This window comes from Streptomyces ficellus (assembly GCF_030406405.1).
Taxonomy (GTDB): domain Bacteria; phylum Actinomycetota; class Actinomycetes; order Streptomycetales; family Streptomycetaceae; genus Streptomyces; species Streptomyces ficellus_B.
Map to the genome: position 1 here is coordinate 1 of NZ_JAUEPL010000009.1, position 17,663 is coordinate 17,663.

Annotated in this window: 13 protein-coding genes and 2 pseudogenes; 4 read left to right on the plus strand and 11 right to left on the minus strand. The window is 72.2% G+C overall.

The annotated features are described in order from the left end of the window. The 4 genes and pseudogenes from QWM81_RS08975 to QWM81_RS08985 all read left to right on the plus strand — a co-directional run. Positions 1 to 127, plus strand: a pseudogene (locus QWM81_RS08975) (SDR family NAD(P)-dependent oxidoreductase); the annotation flags it as partial. A 1-nt stretch (position 128) separates the two neighbouring features. Continuing rightward, positions 129 to 206, plus strand: a pseudogene (locus tag QWM81_RS29095) (DUF4439 domain-containing protein); the annotation flags it as partial. Between the two features lie 167 nt (positions 207 to 373). Beyond that, the gene (locus QWM81_RS08980; RefSeq protein WP_290111210.1) at positions 374 to 1,267 is read left to right on the plus strand and encodes an aminoglycoside phosphotransferase family protein; all 894 of its coding nucleotides are present in this window, start codon (positions 374 to 376) and stop codon (positions 1,265 to 1,267) included. Between the two features lie 100 nt (positions 1,268 to 1,367). Further along, complete coding sequence (locus QWM81_RS08985; protein ID WP_290111212.1) at positions 1,368 to 2,354, plus strand: SPFH domain-containing protein; 987 nt, start codon at positions 1,368 to 1,370, stop codon at positions 2,352 to 2,354. A 125-nt stretch (positions 2,355 to 2,479) separates the two neighbouring features. Here the strand turns inward: QWM81_RS08985 and QWM81_RS08990 are convergent, their stop codons facing one another. From QWM81_RS08990 to QWM81_RS09040, 11 genes are all read right to left on the minus strand, one after another. Beyond that, on the minus strand, positions 2,480 to 4,174 hold the full coding sequence (locus QWM81_RS08990; RefSeq protein ID WP_290111213.1) for a proline--tRNA ligase: 1,695 nt from the start codon (positions 4,172 to 4,174) through the stop codon (positions 2,480 to 2,482). A gap of 230 nt (positions 4,175 to 4,404) precedes the next feature. Then, on the minus strand, positions 4,405 to 4,941 hold the full coding sequence (locus tag QWM81_RS08995) for a GNAT family N-acetyltransferase (protein WP_290111214.1): 537 nt from the start codon (positions 4,939 to 4,941) through the stop codon (positions 4,405 to 4,407). A 29-nt stretch (positions 4,942 to 4,970) separates the two neighbouring features. Then, the gene (locus QWM81_RS09000) at positions 4,971 to 5,816 is read right to left on the minus strand and encodes a GNAT family N-acetyltransferase (protein ID WP_290111215.1); all 846 of its coding nucleotides are present in this window, start codon (positions 5,814 to 5,816) and stop codon (positions 4,971 to 4,973) included. Positions 5,817 to 5,936: 120 nt separating this feature from the next. Then, positions 5,937 to 7,091 (minus strand): flavodoxin-dependent (E)-4-hydroxy-3-methylbut-2-enyl-diphosphate synthase, encoded by a 1,155-nt coding sequence (ispG, locus tag QWM81_RS09005; RefSeq protein ID WP_290111216.1) that lies wholly within the window; start codon positions 7,089 to 7,091, stop codon positions 5,937 to 5,939. A 177-nt stretch (positions 7,092 to 7,268) separates the two neighbouring features. Beyond that, positions 7,269 to 8,570: a M50 family metallopeptidase gene (locus QWM81_RS09010; RefSeq protein ID WP_290111217.1), complete on the minus strand. Its 1,302-nt coding sequence runs from the start codon at positions 8,568 to 8,570 to the stop codon at positions 7,269 to 7,271. Next, complete coding sequence (dxr, locus tag QWM81_RS09015) at positions 8,567 to 9,817, minus strand: 1-deoxy-D-xylulose-5-phosphate reductoisomerase (protein ID WP_290111218.1); 1,251 nt, start codon at positions 9,815 to 9,817, stop codon at positions 8,567 to 8,569. The genes QWM81_RS09010 and dxr overlap by 4 nt, the downstream gene beginning before the upstream one ends. Positions 9,818 to 9,864: 47 nt before the next feature. Beyond that, complete coding sequence (gene aroA / locus QWM81_RS09020; protein WP_290111219.1) at positions 9,865 to 11,094, minus strand: 3-phosphoshikimate 1-carboxyvinyltransferase; 1,230 nt, start codon at positions 11,092 to 11,094, stop codon at positions 9,865 to 9,867. 133 nt (positions 11,095 to 11,227) lie between these two features. Further along, positions 11,228 to 13,156 (minus strand): acyl-CoA dehydrogenase family protein, encoded by a 1,929-nt coding sequence (locus tag QWM81_RS09025; protein WP_290111221.1) that lies wholly within the window; start codon positions 13,154 to 13,156, stop codon positions 11,228 to 11,230. Between the two features lie 161 nt (positions 13,157 to 13,317). Further along, positions 13,318 to 14,760, minus strand: a complete 1,443-nt coding sequence (locus tag QWM81_RS09030; protein ID WP_290111223.1) for an aldehyde dehydrogenase family protein — start codon at positions 14,758 to 14,760, stop codon at positions 13,318 to 13,320. A gap of 108 nt (positions 14,761 to 14,868) precedes the next feature. Continuing rightward, positions 14,869 to 15,825: an EamA family transporter gene (locus tag QWM81_RS09035; RefSeq protein WP_290111224.1), complete on the minus strand. Its 957-nt coding sequence runs from the start codon at positions 15,823 to 15,825 to the stop codon at positions 14,869 to 14,871. Between the two features lie 176 nt (positions 15,826 to 16,001). Then, complete coding sequence (locus QWM81_RS09040) at positions 16,002 to 17,564, minus strand: PucR family transcriptional regulator (protein ID WP_290111226.1); 1,563 nt, start codon at positions 17,562 to 17,564, stop codon at positions 16,002 to 16,004. Between the last annotated feature and the right edge of the window lie 99 nt (positions 17,565 to 17,663).

The window sequence follows — 17,663 nt, forward strand, 5'->3', positions numbered from 1 at the left end:
GGATGTGAAGCGGCTCCGGGAACAGGCGACCGAGCTGCACGACCGGCATGGGATCGAGGCCGAGGTGCTGGCGGCCGACCTGGCCGAGGAGGACGGCATCGCGGCCCTGGAGGCGCGGCTGTCCGACGGAGGCCGCGGTGCGGGCCGTGCGGTGGCGGGGCAGCGGCGTAGCCTTTCCTGGGCTCGCCGAGCGATCGAGCAGCTGAGCGAGCTGAGCTGTAGCGGAGGGCAGGGGTCGCCTGGCCGCATCGCGATATGCGGCTGCGCCGCGTGGCGAAGGCGGCATCTGCCTGAAGCGGTAGCGGAGCAGAAGTGAAGCGGAACGCGATCGCAAGGACTGTGAGCCCCGGCTCTGAGAGGGAACTACGCACGCATGGGTTTTGAACCGCCGCAACGACTGGTGCGGGCGCTCGGCGAGACATACGGGGACGCGGCCGCGGGCGACTGGCTCGCCCGGCTTCCGGAGCTCGCCCAGGAGGCGGTCGGCCTGCGGGCGCTGGCGGTCGAACGGGTGGTGGTGCCGGGCGGCCGGAGCAGCCTCGTCGTCCTCGTACGGCTGCCGGACGGCGCCCCCGCCGCCCTGAAGGTCGCGCCGCCCTTCGCCGCGCCGGACCTGGAGCGGGCCGCGCTCGCGCACTGGGACGGCTGGGGCGCGGTGCGGCTGCTGGACACCGCGGGGCCCGACCTGCTGCTGGAGCGGCTCCACCCGGAGGTGAGCCTGCGGTCCCTGCCGGAGGCCAAGGCGCTGCTGGAGGCGGCGGGCACGGTACGGCGGCTGTGGGTGGAACCGCCCGCCGGCCACGGCTTCGAGTCGGTCGCCACGCGGACCGCGCGGCAGGCCGAGGCGATGCGGGCGGTGAAGGACGCGGAGACGGCCGAGCTGGTGTCGGCCGCACTCGACGCGCGCGAGGCGCTCGTGGCGGACGCCCCCGAGGAACTGCTGCTGCACGGCAACTTCCGGCAGGGCAAGGTCCTGGCCGGCGACCGCACGCCCTGGCTGGCGGTGGGCCCCGACCCGCTGGTCGGCGAACGCGCGTACGACCTGGCCCGGCTGGTCCGTGACCGGGTCGAGGACCTGGTGGCCGCGGCGACGGGCGCGGCGGCCGGGCGCCGGCGGGTGAACAAACTGGCCGACTCGCTCGACGTGGACCGTGAGCGGCTGCGCGGCTGGACGCTGTTCCGCGCGGTGGAGTCCGGGACGCGGGCGCTGGCCGCGGGGCGGCGGCAGGACGGCGAGCTGCTGCTGGAGTTCGCGGGCTGGCTGTAGGGCGTGTCCGGCGCGCCCAGAACCTCCCCAGATGGCCCAGCGAGTGGGATATTGGGCATAACCCACCCGTAACACCCGGCTTCGACGGCAGGGGGTTGTCATGGTCGAGGAACTGGTCACAGCCGCCGCGGCGACTGGGTCCGCAGGGGCGGTCTACCTGGCGGCCGCCGCACGGATCATCAAGCAGTACGAGCGGGGTGTGGTCCTGCGGTTCGGGCGGCTCCGCAGCGGCATCCGGTCGCCCGGGTTCACCTTGGTGATCCCGTTCGTGGACCGGCTGCACAAGGTCAGCATGCAGATCGTGACCCTGCCGGTGCCCGCGCAGGAGGGCATCACCCGTGACAACGTCACGGTCCGGGTGGACGCGGTCGTGTACTTCAAGGTCGTGGACCCGGCGGCGGCGATCATCCGGGTCGAGGACTACCGCTTCGCGGTCTCCCAGATCGCCCAGACGTCCCTGCGCTCGATCATCGGCAAGAGCGACCTGGACGACCTGCTGTCGAACCGGGAGAAGCTCAACCAGGGCCTTGAGCTGATGATCGACAACCCCGCCGTGGAGTGGGGCGTGACGATCGACCGCGTGGAGATCAAGGACGTGTCGCTGCCCGAGACGATGAAGCGCTCGATGGCCCGCCAGGCCGAGGCCGACCGCGAGCGGCGGGCCCGGGTCATCAACGCGGACGCGGAGCTCCAGGCGTCGAAGAAGCTGGCGGAGGCCGCGACGGTGATGGGCCAGAGTCCCGCCGCGCTTCAGCTGCGGCTGCTGCAGACCGTGGTGGCCGTCGCCGCCGAGAAGAACTCCACGCTGGTGCTGCCCTTCCCGGTCGAGCTGCTGCGCTTCCTGGAGCGGGCCGCGCAGAACCAGCCCGCCGGTCAGCCCGGTGTCCAACCCGCCGTCGCATCGGCCGGCCAGCAACCGGCCCGGCAGGAACCCGAGCAACCGCCCGTTTCCCGTCCGGCCCTGCATGTGCACGATCCGCACCTGCACGACACCTACAGCCACGAGCCACCGCACGCGCAGTCACGCGAACCGGCGCCGCCACCCCATGTGCGGGACGACGACACCGGTACGGCGGGCTGTATCTGACCCCGCTGGGCAGGGCCGCGCTAGGCGGGACCGAGCTGTGCGGGACCGCGCTGGGCGGGACCGCGCTGGGCAGGACCGAGCTGTGCGGGACCGCGCTGGGCAGGACCGCCCGTGCGGGACCGCGGCTACGCGGAGAGGCGGGCGATCGCCTCCTCGACGGTCAGCTCCTCGCGCTCGCCCGTGCGGCGGTCCTTCAGCTCGACCACGCCCTCGCCCGAGCGGCGCCCCGCGACGAGGATCTTCGGTACGCCGATGAGTTCGGCGTCCGTGAACTTCACCCCCGGCGACACCCCGGCCCGGTCGTCGACCAGCACCCGCAGGCCCGCCTCGCCGAGCTTGCCGGCGACATCGAGCGCGAGCTCGGTCTGCAGCGCCTTGCCGGCCGCGACGACGTGGACGTCGGCCGGGGCGACCTCGCGCGGCCAGCACAGGCCCTGCTCGTCGGCGTGCTGCTCGGCCAGGGCCGCGACCGCGCGCGAGACGCCGATGCCGTACGAGCCCATGGTGACGCGGACGGGCTTGCCGTTCTGGCCCAGCACGTCGAGCTGGAAGGCGTCGGCGTACTTGCGGCCGAGCTGGAAGATGTGGCCGATCTCGATGGCGCGGTCCAGCTTCAGGCCGGCGGAGCACGTGGGGCACGGGTCGCCGTCCTCCACCACGACGACGTCCAGGTACTCGTCGACCTCGAAGTCGCGGCCCGCGACGACGTTCTTCGCGTGCGTGTCGGGCTTGTTGGCGCCGGTGATCCAGGCGGTGCCGGGGGCGATGCGCGGGTCGGCGATGTAGCGGACCTTGTCCAGGCCCTGCGGGCCGACATAGCCGCGGACGAGGTCCGGACGGCCGGTGAAGTCGTCCGCGGTGACGACCTCGACGGTGGCCGGGGCCAGGTGGTCCTCCAGCTTGCCGAGGTCGACCTCACGGTCACCGGGCACGCCCACGGCGACGATTTCGCCGTCCACCTTGACCAGCAGGTTCTTCAGCGTCGCGGAGGCCGGGACGCCCAGGTGCGCGGCGAGCGTCTCGATGGTGGGGGTGTCGGGGGTGTCCAGCTCCTCCAGCGGTCCGTGCGCGGAGGCGTCGGCCTCGGACAGCGGGTAGGTCACGGCCTCGGTGTTGGCCGCGTAGTCGCAGGAGGTGCAGTACACGAAGGTGTCCTCGCCCGCCGCCGCCGGGGCGAGGAACTCCTCCGACGCGGAGCCGCCCATGGCGCCCGAGACGGCGGAGACGATCTTGTGCTCCAGGCCGAGGCGCTGGAAGATCTTGATGTACGCCTCGCGGTGCAGCGCGTACGACTCGGCCAGGCCCTCGTCCGTGGTGTCGAAGGAGTACGAGTCCTTCATCTGGAACTCGCGGCCGCGCAGGATGCCGGAGCGGGGGCGGGCCTCGTCGCGGTACTTGCTCTGGATCTGGTAGAGGATCACCGGCAGGTCCTTGTAGGACGTGCACTGGTCCTTGACCAGCTGGGTGAAGATCTCCTCGTGCGTGGGGCCGAGGAGGTAGTCGCCGCCCTTGCGGTCCTTGAGGCGGAACAGCTCGGCGCCGTACTCCTCCCAGCGGCCCGTCGCCTCGTAGGGCTCCTTGGGCAGCAGCGCCGGCAGCAGGACCTCCTGCGCGCCGATCGCGTCCATCTCCTCGCGCACGACGCGGGACACGTTCTCCAGGACCTTCATGCCCAGCGGCAGCCACGACCAGATGCCGGCGGCGTTGCGGCGGACGTAACCGGCGCGGACGAGCAACTTGTGGCTGAGCGTCTCCGCGTCCGCCGGGTCGTCGCGCAGTGTCTTGACCATCAACCGGGACATGCGCTGGACCTGGGCCATGGGGAACTCTCCTGCGGTGAAAAGTGTGATGGCAAGGAGGTTAGCTCCGGGGCACGTGCTGGCGGAAATCAGTTCCGCCCGTGGTCCCCCTCACCACCGCCGCAGCGGGGCAACTCCCGGCAGACCCTCACCGCCGCCGCAGCGGCAGCGGCGCGCCCATCACGGCGTACGGCTTCATGGCGCTGGGGCCGCATCCCCCGGGGGACAACCCCCGGACCCCCGGCAGACCCTCACCGCCGCCGCAGCGGCAGCGGCGCGCCCATCACGGCGTACGGCTTCATGGCGCTGGGGAAGTGGACCTGGCGTGCCAGGTCCTGGTAGCCGAGCGACCGGTAGAGCTTGCGGGCGGGGCTTTCGACGTCGATGGCCGAGAGGATGGAGCGCGGCTGCTCCACGGGGTCGGTGATCCGGGTGATCAGCTCGCGGCCGATGCCCCGCCCCTGGTACTCGGGGTGGACGTGCAGCTCGGTGATCACGAAGGAGTCGTCGAGCCAGTCGTCGTTGCCGGTGCCCCGCAGGTACGGTTCGACGACGGTGGACCACCAGTGGGCGCGGTCGTTGGGCATGCCGTACACGAAGCCGACGAGCCGCCCGGCCGGGGTCGTCGCGCCGTAGGCGATGGCGCCGGGGTTCTGCAGGTGGCGCAGCACGATGTGGCGGCGTACGGCGATCTCGTCCTCGGTCAGCCCGAAGGCGAGGGCCTGTACGGCGAGGGCGGCGTCCACGCGTTCGGCGAGGTTGACCGGTTGGACCACGACGTCATCCATGGCCGAACCCTACAAGCGGGCGCTGTGCCTCAGAACAGCACGCTCATGAACGCTCCGACCTCGCGGAAGCCGACGCGGCGGTAGGCCGCCCTGGCCGGGGTGTTGTAGTCGTTGACGTACAGCGAGACGGCCGGCGCGACGTCGGCGAGCGCGTAGCGCAGAACGGCCGCCATGCCGGTCTCGGACAGGCCCCGGCCGCGGAACTCGGGGGCGACCCAGACGCCCTGGATCTGGCAGGCCCGGGAGGTCGCCGCGCCGATCTCGGCCTTGAAGACGACCTTGCCGTCCTCGATGCGGGCGAAGGAGCGGCCCGCGCCGACGAGTTCGGCGACGCGCGCCTGGTAGAGCAGGCCGCCGTCGCCGGCCATGGGCGAGATGCCGACCTCCTCGGTGAACATGGCCACGCACGCCGGCATGATCACGTCCATCTCGTCCTTGCGGACGCGGCGTACCTGAGGGTCCGGCTCGACGTCCGCGGCCGGCCGGTCGGTGACCATGAGGGGCTGGTGGGCGCGGACGTCGCGGGCGGGGCCCCAGCTGGGTTCCAGGAGCCGCCACAGCTCGGCGGTCGGTTCGGCGGGGCCGACGATCGAGGAGCAGCGGCGGCCGGCCCTGCGGGCACGGTCGGCGAAGGCCCGAACGGCTTCGGGCGTGGCGCAGACGGGGACGAGGTTGGCGCCGGAGTAGCACAGCGAGCGCAGCCGCCCGTCCGCGTACCAGCCCCACATCTCGCCGCCGAGGCGCCACGGGTCGAGCCCGGCGACCTGTACGCGGGAGGTGACGAACGCGTTGGCGACGGGCTCGCTCTCCAGGACGGCGAGCGCGGCGCCGAGGTCGCTGGGTTCGAGGACCCGGGTGGTGGTCTGCGTCAACACGAAGGGGGCCTCACCATGCGTTCCATACGGGTCCTGGCACTGTACCTGCCGGTGCCGGGGAAGTGTCAGGGCAGCGGGAAGCCCCGCCACCCGGGGGCGGCGGGGCTGGTGGGCCGGGGGTCAGCTGACGGAGATCTCGGGCTCTCCGGACATGACGCCGTCCTTCTCCATCTGCTCGGCGATCTTCATCGCCTCTTCGATGAGGGTCTCCACGATCTTCGACTCGGGCACGGTCTTGATGACCTCGCCCTTGACGAAGATCTGGCCCTTGCCGTTGCCGGACGCGACGCCGAGGTCCGCCTCGCGCGCCTCGCCCGGGCCGTTGACGACGCAGCCCATGACGGCGACGCGCAGCGGCACCTCCATGCCCTCAAGCCCGGCACTGACCTGGTCGGCGAGCTTGTACACATCGACCTGGGCGCGCCCGCACGACGGGCAGGAGACGATCTCCAGGCGGCGCTGGCGCAGGTTGAGCGACTCCAGGATCTGGATGCCGACCTTGACTTCCTCGGCCGGCGGCGCGGACAGCGACACACGGATGGTGTCGCCGATGCCCTCGCTCAGCAGCGCGCCGAAGGCGACGGCCGACTTGATGGTGCCCTGGAACGCCGGACCGGCCTCGGTCACGCCCAGGTGCAGCGGGTAGTCGCAGGCCGCCGCCAGCTGCCGGTACGCCGCGATCATCACCACCGGGTCGTTGTGCTTGACCGAGATCTTGATGTCCTGGAAGCCGTGCTCCTCGAACAGCGACGCCTCCCACAGCGCGGACTCCACCAGCGCCTCGGGAGTGGCCTTGCCGTACTTCTCCAGCAGCCGCTTGTCCAGCGAACCCGCGTTGACGCCGATCCGGATCGGGGTGCCCGCGTCCCCGGCGGCCTTGGCGATCTCCTTGACCTTGTCGTCGAACTGCTTGATGTTGCCGGGGTTGACGCGCACGGCCGCGCAGCCCGCGTCGATGGCGGCGAACACGTACTTCGGCTGGAAGTGGATGTCGGCGATCACCGGGATCTGCGACTTCCGCGCGATCGTCGCCAGCGCGTCCGCGTCATCCTGCGTCGGGCACGCCACCCGCACGATCTGGCAGCCGGACGCGGTCAGCTCCGCGATCTGCTGCAACGTCGCACCGATGTCCGACGTCCGCGTCGTCGTCATCGACTGCACCGACACCGGGGCGTCACCACCGACGGCCACCGAGCCGACCTGGATCTTGCGGCTGACCCGGCGGTCGGCGAGCTTGGTCGGAACGGAAGGGATACCGAGAGAAATCGCGGTCATCTGCTGTGCAACCCCAAGGTGTGGATCGAGGTCCCGAGATCGGCGGGCTCCGGCTTCGAGATTACAGCCCCCGCGTGAAGCGGCCGGACACCCAGGGGGTCCGGCCGCCGTCGTTCACGCGTCCGTACGCGTCCGTACGATCCCTACGCGTCCGTACGATCCGCTCCGTACGTACGGCTAGGAGATCTTCACCGGGTTCACGATGTCCGCGACCAGCACGAGCAGTGTGAAGCAGATGAAGATTCCCGCCACCACATAGGCGACCGGCATCAGTTTCGCCACGTCGAACGGGCCCGGATCCGGCCGCCGGAAGACCTTCGCCACATTGCGGCGCACGGACTCCCACAGCGCGCCCGCGATGTGCCCGCCGTCCAGGGGCAGCAGCGGCAGCATGTTGAAGAGGAACAGCGACAGGTTGAAGGTGGCGAGCACCATCAGGAACGAGGCGACGATGTTCTGAGCCGGGATGTCCAGGTTCATCACCTCGCCGCTGATGCGGGCGGCGCCGACGACACCGACCGGGGAGTCGGCCTTGCGCTCACCGTCGCCGAAGGCGGCGTCCCACAGGTCGGGGACCTTGGACGGCAGGGCGATGACGGACTCGACGCCGTTCTCGATCATGTCGCCCATGCGCTCGACGGACTGGCCGAAGGTGAGCGGCAGGATCTCGGTCTTCGCGGCGAAGCCGAGGTAGCCGGCCGGTACGTACTTGTCCGGGACCACCTCGCCGTCGGCGTCCTTCTGGACCACCTCGTTCTTGATGAGCGTGGGGTGGAGGGTCAGCTCCTGGCCGTCGCGTACGACGGTGAGGGTGGCCGGTCCGATGGTGTCGCGGATGCGCTGCGAGAGGGTGGCCCAGTCGCCGACCTTCTCCCCGTTGAAGGCGACGATCTTGTCGCCCTCCTTCAGCCCGGCCGCGTGCGCGGGCGAGACGGGGTCGCCCTTGGCGCACTTGTCGCGCTTCTCGCTCTGCTCGATGACGCACTTCTGGACGCCCGCGACCTCGGTGGTCTGGGTCTGCATGCCGAAGGTCATGCAGACGCCCAGGAAGATCGCGACGGCCAGGATCAGGTTCATGAAGGGGCCCGCGAACATCACGATGACGCGCTTCCAGGGCTTGCGCGTGTAGAACAGCCGCGTCTCGTCGCCCGGCTGGAGCTCCTCGTACGCCGCCGAGCGCGCGTCCTCGATCATGCCGCGGAACGGCGAGGTGGACCGGGCCTCGATCCGGCCGTCCTGCCCGGGCGGGAACATCCCGATCATGCGGATGTAGCCGCCCGCGGGGATGGCCTTGATGCCGTACTCGGTCTCGCCCTTGCGCCGCGACCAGATGGTCGGGCCGAAGCCCACCATGTACTGCGGGACGCGGATGCCGAAGAGCTTGGCCGTGGAGAGGTGGCCGAGCTCGTGCCAGGCGATGGAGAACAGCAGCCCTACGGCGAACAGCGCGATGCCGAGGATCGTCAACAGAATCGTCATGCGCGAGCCTCCGCGGTCGCCTTCGCTGCCAGTTCGCGGGCCCGGGCGCGTGCCCAGGTCTCCGCCTCCAGGACGTCCGGCACCGTGAGTGGGGTTCCCCGGCCGGGCGTCCCGTGCTCCGCGACGACCGCCGTGACCGTGTCCATGATCCCGGTGAACGGCAGCCGCCCGTCGAGGAACGCCTCCACGCACTCCTCGTTGGCGGCATTGAACACCGCCGGGGCCGTTCCGCCCAGCTCGCCGACGTGCCGGGCGAGGCCGACCGAGGGGAGGGCCTCGGTGTCGAGGGGGAAGAACTCCCAGGTGGACGCCGTGGACCAGTCGAAGGCGGGGGCCGCGTCCGGTACCCGCTCGGGCCAGCCGATGCCGATGGCGATCGGTCCGCGCATATCGGGCGGGGTGGCCTGGGCGAGCGTCGAGCCGTCCGTGAATTCCACCATCGAGTGGACGTACGACTGCGGGTGCACGACGACCTCGATGCGGTCGAAGGGGATGTCGTAGAGCAGGTGCGCCTCGATGACCTCGAGCCCCTTGTTGACCAGGGTGGCGCTGTTGACGGTGATCACCGGGCCCATGGCCCAGGTCGGGTGCGCGAGGGCGTCCTCGCGGGTGACCTGGGCGAGCTCCTGCCGTGTACGGCCGCGGAAGGGGCCTCCGGAGGCGGTGACGACCAGCTTGCGGACATCGGCGCGGGTGCCGGCAGCCAGCGCCTGGAAGAGCGCCGCGTGCTCGGAGTCGACCGGGATGATCTGGCCCGGCTTGGCGAGCGCTTTGACCAGCGGGCCGCCGACGATGAGCGACTCCTTGTTGGCCAGGGCGAGGGTGCGCCCCGCTTCCAGGGCGGCGAGGGTGGGCGCGAGGCCGATGGAACCGGTGATGCCGTTGAGCACGGTGTGGCATGCGGAGGCCGCGACGTGGGTGGCGGCGTCGGGCCCGGCGAGGATCTCGGGCAGCGGCTCGGAGCCGTACCGCGCCGTCAGCGCCTCCCGCAGCGCGGGCACCGCGTCCTCGCGCGCCACCGCCACCGTACGGACCCGCAGCCGGTGCGCCTGCTCGGCGAGCAGCTCCACCCGGCCGCCGGCGGCGGACAGGGCGGTGACGCGGAAGCGGTCGGGGTTGCGCAGCACCAGGTCGATGGCCTGGGTGCCGATGGACCCGGTGGAGCCGAGGACGACGATGTCCCGGCGGCCTTCGGATGGATCGAAGGCGATATGCGGGTCTGCGAGGGGGGCTGGGCTGTCGCTCATACCCCCCATTCTTGCCGCATCCGCGGTGTGCCCGGACCCGGCGTCCCTCAGGCGGTTGCGCGGAAGTCCTGGAAGACCTGATGGAACGCCGGGAACGTCTTGCGTACGCAGCCGGGGTCGTCGAAGCCGATGCCCGGCGTGCGAAGGCCCGTGACCGCGAAGGACATCACGATGCGGTGGTCGCCGTGCGTGGCGATCTCGGCGGGGCGCGGGGTGGCGGGACGTATCTCGATCCAGTCGTGGCCGGTGGTGACGGGGATGCCGAGGCGCCGCAGGTTCTGGGCGCAGGCCTCCAGCCGGTCGCACTCCTTGACACGGGTGTTGGCGACGTCCTCGATGCGGACCGGGCCGTCCGCGAAGGGCGCGAGGGCGGCGAGGGTGGGCATGGTGTCGGAGATGTCACGCATGTTGACGGTGAGGCCGTGGAGGCGGCCGGTGCCGCGCACGGTGGTGCCGGCGGCGGTGACGGCGACGTCGGCGCCCATGCGGCCGAGGACGTCGACGAAGGCGAGGTCGCCCTGGAGGGCGCCGGTGCCGAGGCCGGGGACGGTGACCTCCCGGCCGGTGAGGGCGGCGGCGGCGAAGAAGTAGCTCGCGGTGGAGGCGTCGGGCTCGATGGCGTACGTGGTGGCGCGGTAGCCGGTGGGCGGGACGGTGAAGACGTCGTTCTCGCGGGTGGGCTGGGCGCCGAAGGAGCGCATCATGGCGAGCGTGATCTCGACGTACGGCTCCGAGACCAGGTCCGTGACGGTGATCGTCAGGCCCTCGGCGGTGAGCGGGCCCAGCATCAGCAGGGCGGTGAGGTACTGGGACGACTGCCCGGCGTCCAGGGTGAGCCGGCCGCCCTTGACACCGGAGGCGGCGATCCGCAGCGGGTGGTGGCCCTTGGCCTCCTCGTGGCGGAGGTCCACGCCGAGGGCGCGCAGCGCGGCGGTGAGCGGGCCGAGCGGGCGGCGGCGCATCTGCGCGGAGGCGTCGAACCGGAAGTCGCCGTGCCCGGCGGCGGCGAGCGTGGGCAGGAACCGGGCGGTGGTGGCGCCGTCACGGCAGTGGACATCGGCGGTGGAGGCCGCGGGCCCGGCGGGGCGGCCCTGGACGCGCCACGCGCCGGGGCCGCGCTCGACCTCGTACCCGAGGGCGGTGAGGCCCTCGGCGAACCCTTCGGTGTCGTCGGAGACGAGGGGGCGGACGAGCGTGGTGGTGCCCTCCGCGGCGGCGGCGAGGAAGAGCGCGCGGGCCGTGACGGACTTGGAGCCGGGGATGTCGATGACGGTCACGGCGCCCATCCTGCCGGTCCCGGGCGCCCCGGGGGTCGCGGCGTCCGCTGCGTGGACGTCCCCGCGAGGCCCCCGGGGCGGGCGTATCGGTGACCGGCGGCCCGCCGGGCGGGCACAACGGGCCCCACGGCCCTCAACGGATAGGACGGTGGACGTTCTCCCGGGTCGACGGGCCCGGGGTGGCGTCGGCGATCCAGGGGCCGTCGCCGCTGGGGTCGATGATGCCCTCCTCCAGCCAGGTGTACGTGCCCGACAGGACGCCCTTGACGACCTTGCGGTCGAGGTCGTCGGTGTTGGTCCACAGCCGGCCGAACAGCTCCTCCACCCGGATGCGGGACTGGCGGCAGAACGCGTCCGCCAGCTGGTACGCCTCGCGGCCGTGCGCCTCCGTCGTACGCAGCAGTTCCGCCCGTACGCAGGCGGCGCTCATCGCGAACAGCTCGGCGCCGATGTCGACGATCCGGCCGAGGAAGCCCTGCTTGGTCTCCATGCGGCCCTGCCAGCGGGACATGGCGTAGAACGTGGAGCGGGCCAGCTTGCGGGAGGCGCGCTCGACGTAGCGGAGGTGGGTGGACAGGTCGGCGTGACCGGCGGGGTGGAACTCGCCGTACGAGCGCGGCAGCCGGCCCGGTCCGGCGACCAGCTTCGGCAGCCAGCGGGCGTAGAACGCGCCTGCCTGGACGCCTGCCTTCGCCTTGTCGCCCAGCGACTTGTCCGGGTCGATGATGTCGCCGGCGACCGCGAGGTGGGCGTCGACGGCCTCGCGGGCGATCAACAGGTGCATGATCTCGGTGGAGCCCTCGAAGATGCGGTTGATGCGCAGGTCGCGCAGGAGCTGCTCGGCGGGGACGGCACGCTCGCCGCGGGCGGCGAGCGATTCGGCGGTCTCGTAGCCGCGGCCGCCGCGGATCTGGACCAGTTCGTCGGCCATGAGCCAGGCCATCTCCGAGCCGTACAGCTTGGCGAGGGCGGCTTCGATGCGGATGTCGTTGCGGTCCTCGTCGGCCATCTGGCTGGACAGGTCCAGGACGGCTTCGAGGGCGAAGGTGGTGGCGGCGATGAAGGAGATCTTCGCGCCGACGGCTTCGTGGTGGGCGACCGGCTTGCCCCACTGTTCGCGTACCGCGGACCATTCGCGGGCGATCTTCAGGCACCACTTGCCGGCGCCGGCGCACATGGCGGGCAGGGACAGCCGTCCGGTGTTGAGGGTGGTGAGCGCGATCTTCAGGCCGGCGCCCTCGGGGCCGATGCGGTTGGCGGCCGGGACACGGACCTGGTGGAAGCGGGTGACGCCGTTCTCCAGGCCGCGCAGGCCCATGAAGGCGTTGCGGTTCTCGACGGTGACGCCGTCCGAACCGGCCTCGACGATGAAGGCCGTGATGCCGCCCTTGTGGCCCTCCGACTTCGGTACCCGCGCCATGACGACCATCAGGTCGGCGACCACGCCGTTGGTGGTCCACAGCTTCACGCCGTCGATGACGTACTCGTCGCCGTCCGGTACGGCGGTGGTGGCCAGGCGCGCGGGGTCGGAGCCGACGTCCGGCTCGGTCAGCAGGAAGGCGGAGATGTCGGTACGGGCCAGGCGCGGGAGGTAGGTCTCCTTCTGCTCGGGCGTGCCGAAGAGTTTCAGCGGCTGCGGTAGGCCGATCGACTGATGGGCGGAGAGCAGGGCGCCCACGGCGGGGCTCACGGAACCGGCCAGGGCGAGCGCCTTGTTGTAGTACACCTGGGTGAGGCCCAGTCCACCGTACTTGGTGTCGATCTTCATGCCGAGGGCGCCGATCTCCTTGAGCCCGTCGATGACGGAGTCGGGGATGCGGGCCTCGCGCTCGATCAGGGCGCCGTCGATCTTCGTCTCGCAGAAGTCGCGGAGCTTGGCGAGGAACTCCTCGCCGCGCTGTACGTGTTCGGTGGCGGGCAGCGGATGCGGGTGGATCAGGTCGAGCCGGAAGCGGCCCAGGAACAGCTCCTTGGCGAAGCTGGGCTTGCGCCAGTCCTGTTCGCGGGCGGCCTCGGCGACCTGGCGTGCTTCGCGCTCGGAGACTTTGGGCTTGCCGGACATGGTGAGCTCACCTCGCCGCTGTTCGGGGGCGGCCGGCCGGTGGTCGTACCGGTCGGTGCTACTCGACCGTATTACCCGATTACGGCGGGTACGAAAAGACGGCCGGAGCCCCCGCACAGTGGGCTCCGGCCGCCGGTCTGGGCCGTACGAGTGACGTGTCGTCAGAGGGCCAGGCCCGTGAGGACCAGCACGCGCTCGTAGGTGTAGTCGTCCATCGCGTACCGCACGCCCTCGCGGCCCACACCGGACTGCTTGGCGCCGCCGTACGGCATCTGGTCGGCGCGGTAGGACGGGACGTCGCCGATGATCACGCCGCCGACCTCCAGGGCGCGGTGGGCGCGGAAGGCGGTCTGGATGTCGTGGGTGAACACACCGGCCTGGAGGCCGAACTTGGAGTCGTTGACCGTGGCGAAGGCCTCGGCCTCGCCGTTGACCTTGTGCAGGGTCAGGACCGGGCCGAAGACCTCCTCGCAGGCGAGGGTGGTGTCGCCGGGCAGGTTCTCCAGCACGGTGGGGGCGTAGGTGGCGCCGTCGCGCTTGCCGCCGGTCAGGAGCTTCGCGCCGGCGCCCACGGCCTCGTCCACCCAGGCCTCGACGCGCTTGGCGGCGTCCTCGCTGACCAGCGGGCCGACGTCGGTGGCGTCGTCCGACGGGTCGCCGGTGCCCTGCTTCTCGACGGCCTCGACGACCTTGGCGACCAGGCGGTCGTAGACGGAGGCGTCCGCGATGACCCGCTGGACGGAGATGCAGGACTGGCCGCCCTGGTAGTTGGAGAAGGTGGCGATCCGGGTCGCCGCCCAGTCCAGGTCCTCCTCGGACGACCAGTCGCCGAGGACGACGGCGGCGGCGTTGCCGCCCAGCTCCAGGGTGCAGTGCTTGTGCGGCACGGACTCCTGGATCGCGTAGCCGACCTTGTCCGAGCCGGTGAAGGAGATCACCGGCAGGCGCTCGTCCTTGACGAGGGCGGGCATGCGGTCGTTGGTGACCGGCAGGACCGACCAGGAGCCGGCCGGCAGGTCGGTCTCGGCGAGCAGCTCACCCAGGATCAGGCCGGACAGGGGCGTGGCCGGGGCCGGCTTGAGGATGATGGGCGCGCCGACGGCGATGGCCGGGGCGACCTTGTGGGCGCACAGGTTCAGCGGGAAGTTGAACGGCGCGATGCCGAGGACGACGCCCTTGGGGAAGCGGCGGGTCAGGCCGAGGCGGCCGGTGCCGCCGGCGTCGGTGTCCAGGCGCTGGGCCTCGCCGCCGTTGAAGCGGCGGGCCTCCTCGGCGGCGAAGCGGAACACGGAGACGGCGCGGCCGACCTCGCCGCGGGCCCACTTGATGGGCTTGCCGTTCTCGGCGGAGATCAGCTGGGCGATCTCCTCGGTGCGCTCGGCGAGCCGCTTCGACACGTGGTCGAGGGCGGTGGCGCGGACGTGGGCGGGGGTCGCGGCGAACTCGTCGGTCACCGCGTGCGCGGCGGCCACGGCCTCTTCGACCTGTGCCTCCGTGGGCACGCTGACCCGGCCGACGAGGCGGCCGTCCCAGGGGGAGGTGACGTCGAAGGCGGTCTCGCCGGTGGCCTGGCGGCCGGCGAGCCAGAAGGCGGTGGCAGTCATGCGAATCCCGGCCCTTTCGAAGCTGTGCGGAGGTGGGGTTCTCTCTCGTCACACGGTAGGGCCGGGGAGCTGGGCTGTGGTTTGTCCGGGATGGAGTGGTGGGGCGCGTCAGTTTCGCCGTTCCGTACTGACGATCAGGCACACCCCGGCCACGACGACGGCGCCACCGAGGGCGAGCGGCCAGGTCAGCGCCTCGTCGAGGATCAGCCCGCCGAGGACGACGGCGACGACGGGGTTGACGTAGGCGTAGGTGGCGACGAGGGAGAGCGGGGCGGTCTGCAGGAGCCAGGCGTACGCGGTGAAGGCGAGCAGCGAGCCGAAGACGACGAGGTAGGCGAGGGCGGTCCAGGACCGGCCGGAGAAGGCCGACACGTCCAGGCCGCGCTGTTCGCCGCGCACCACGCCGACGAGCAGGCAGCCGAGGCCTCCGGCGATCATCTCGTACGTGCTGGCGGTGAAGGGGTTGGCGGGCAGCGGTATCCGGGAGGCGGAGAACGAGCCGGCCGACCACATGACGGTCGCCACGATGACGGTGAGGACGCCACCGATGCGTACCTCCCCGCTGAGGCCGGGAAGCGTGAGGACGGCGAGCCCGGCGAGGCCCAGCAGGACGCCCACGTACGCGCCGGCCCCGGGGCGCTCGCCGAAGGCGGTGCGCAGCAGGACGACCCAGGCCGGGACGACGGCGATGAGCAGGGCGGCGAGCCCGGACGGTACGGATACCTCGGCGAGGACGACCAGGCCGTTGCCGCCGACGAGCAGCAGCAGTCCGACGAGGGCGGCGGAGGCGAGCTGGGCGCGGGTCGCCTTGAGGACGGCGGCGCCCTTGCGCCAGGCCAGCAGGGCGGCGAGGAGCAGTCCGGCGGCGACGAACCTGGCCCCCGCGGAGAGGAAGGGCGGCATCGTCTCGACGACGACCCTGATCCCGAGGTAGGTGGAGCCCCACACGACGTACACGATCACGAGCGCGGCCCACACGGCGCCGGTGATCCGGCGGATGGGCGGTGCGGGGCGGCGGGTACGGACGCGGGTCGCGGGCGTCGGTTCGACGGGAGGGCTTGTCATGAGCAGGAGGGTACGGATACGCCGCCGCGGTCACCAGAAATTTGCCCGAGTCCGGGCAGGATCGGCGGGTGTGGCGCGAGCGATGGGGCGGAGGGCGGGAGTTGTGGGCGGTGCGGGACACCCATACGCGGCAGATCGGGCCTCCGGCGTGTTCGACTCCGCCCACACCGTGCGCGTTACGTCGCCGGCGTCTCGCCGGTGGCCTTCAGGGCCAGCCACAGCTCCATGCGCGCGTCCGGGTCGTCCAGCGAGCGGCCGAGGATCTCCTCCACGCGGCGCATCCGGTACCGCAGCGTGTGCCGGTGGACGCCCAGGTCCGCCGCCGCCGCGTCCCACTGGCCGTGGCGCGAGAGCCAGGCGCGCAGCGAGGCCACCAGGTCGCCGCGGCCGGTCGCGTCGTGCTCGTACAGCGCCCGCAGCATGCCGTCCGCGAACGCCCGTACCGCGTCGTCCGCCAGCAGCGGCAGCACCGACCCCGCCGCCAGCTCCTCGTGCTCGACCATGGCCCGGCCGCGCCGGCGGGCCACCGACAGGGCCTGCTCGGCCTGCTTGTACGCGGCGGCCGCGGCGATCGGGCCGGTCGGGGCCGACAGGCCGATGACGACCTCCGTCTCCTCCGCCTCCTTCTCCGCGTACGCCCCGCACGCCGCGACCACCGCGCCGCCGTCGCCGGCCAGCACCACCAGCCGCTCCTCCCCTTCCGGCACCGCCAGCACCGCTTCCCCGGCGCGCGCGGCCGCCGTCTCCAGGGACTCGGCGAGCGCCGGGAGCGGGGCTTCCGCGGCCGGGTCGCGCTCCCCCGGCGCCGGCTCGGCGATCAGCAGCCGGAACGGGGCGTCGAGCAGCCCGCCGTACAGGTCGCCCGCCACGGCGCGGGCGTGGTCCGGCTGGCCCGCCAGCATCATCCGCAGCACCGCGGCGCCCAGCCGCTGCTCGGCGGCCTGGAGGGAGCGCGACCGCTCGGTGGTGAGCGTGAGCAGGGCGATGGCCGAGTGGACGGCGTAACGTTCCGCCGTTCCGAGCGGCGCGCCCGTGCCGACCGCCAGCGCGCCCCGTACCCGCCGCCCGGTGCCCAGCGACTGGAGCTCGACCCGGTCCTCGGTGCCGCCGACGACCGCGCTGGCGGGGGCGGAGCGCTCACGCAGCCGTTCGACGTCGGGGGTGAGCCGGGCCGCCCTGCGCGCCGCCCACTCGGGCGCTGCGGCCAGGACGGCGCCGGACGCGTCGTACAGGGCCGCCCAGCCGTCCACATGGGCGGCGAGCCGGGCCACCACCGCGTCCGGGCCCTCGGCCAGCGCCGCCCGGGTCAGCTCCCGCTGCACCTCGAAACCGGCCGTCACCGCACGGTACTGGTCGGCCGCGAGCGCCGCCGACACCGCCTTGGAGATGGCCAGGAAGGGCGTACGGCGCGGCACCTCCAGCAGCGGCAGGCCCTCCTCGCGCGCCGCGTCCACCAGTGCCTGCGGGATGTCGTCGTAGTTGACGCCCACCGCGAACCCGAGCCCGACGACGCCCGCGCCGGCCAGCCGCTTCACGTAACGGCGCATGGCCTCGCGGTTCTCGGCGTCCAGCTTCATGGCGGTGACCAGGAGCAGTTCGCCGCCCTCCATGTACGGGACGGGGTCGGCGAGTTCGCTCACATGGGCCCAGCGGACGGGCGTGTCGAGGCGGTCCTCCCCGGCGCGGACGGTGAGCTTCAGCGCCGAGTGCTGGACGAGCGAGGCGAGCGTGAGCGGCATGGCGGGACCGTCGGACTTTCGGGAGGGGAATTTCGCCGTCCCGTATGAACGGCTCCCCTCAATTCTGCCAGGTTGTCACGTCCCGGCACGTCACGTCCC

Excerpts from the sequence above, each read along its gene's own strand:
- QWM81_RS09040 (WP_290111226.1), bottom strand. The coding sequence starts at position 17,564 with ATGCCGCTCACGCTCGCCTCGCTCGTCCAGCACTCGGCGCTGAAGCTC.
- QWM81_RS08985 (WP_290111212.1), top strand. The coding sequence starts at position 1,368 with ATGGTCGAGGAACTGGTCACAGCCGCCGCGGCGACTGGGTCCGCAGGG.
- dxr (WP_290111218.1), bottom strand. The coding sequence starts at position 9,817 with ATGAGCGACAGCCCAGCCCCCCTCGCAGACCCGCATATCGCCTTCGAT.
- QWM81_RS09030 (WP_290111223.1), bottom strand. The coding sequence starts at position 14,760 with ATGACTGCCACCGCCTTCTGGCTCGCCGGCCGCCAGGCCACCGGCGAG.
- QWM81_RS08990 (WP_290111213.1), bottom strand. The coding sequence starts at position 4,174 with ATGGCCCAGGTCCAGCGCATGTCCCGGTTGATGGTCAAGACACTGCGC.
- QWM81_RS09010 (WP_290111217.1), bottom strand. The coding sequence starts at position 8,570 with ATGACGATTCTGTTGACGATCCTCGGCATCGCGCTGTTCGCCGTAGGG.
- QWM81_RS08980 (WP_290111210.1), top strand. The coding sequence starts at position 374 with ATGGGTTTTGAACCGCCGCAACGACTGGTGCGGGCGCTCGGCGAGACA.
- ispG (WP_290111216.1), bottom strand. The coding sequence starts at position 7,091 with ATGACCGCGATTTCTCTCGGTATCCCTTCCGTTCCGACCAAGCTCGCC.
- QWM81_RS09025 (WP_290111221.1), bottom strand. The coding sequence starts at position 13,156 with ATGTCCGGCAAGCCCAAAGTCTCCGAGCGCGAAGCACGCCAGGTCGCC.
- QWM81_RS08995 (WP_290111214.1), bottom strand. The coding sequence starts at position 4,941 with ATGGATGACGTCGTGGTCCAACCGGTCAACCTCGCCGAACGCGTGGAC.
- QWM81_RS09035 (WP_290111224.1), bottom strand. The coding sequence starts at position 15,825 with ATGACAAGCCCTCCCGTCGAACCGACGCCCGCGACCCGCGTCCGTACC.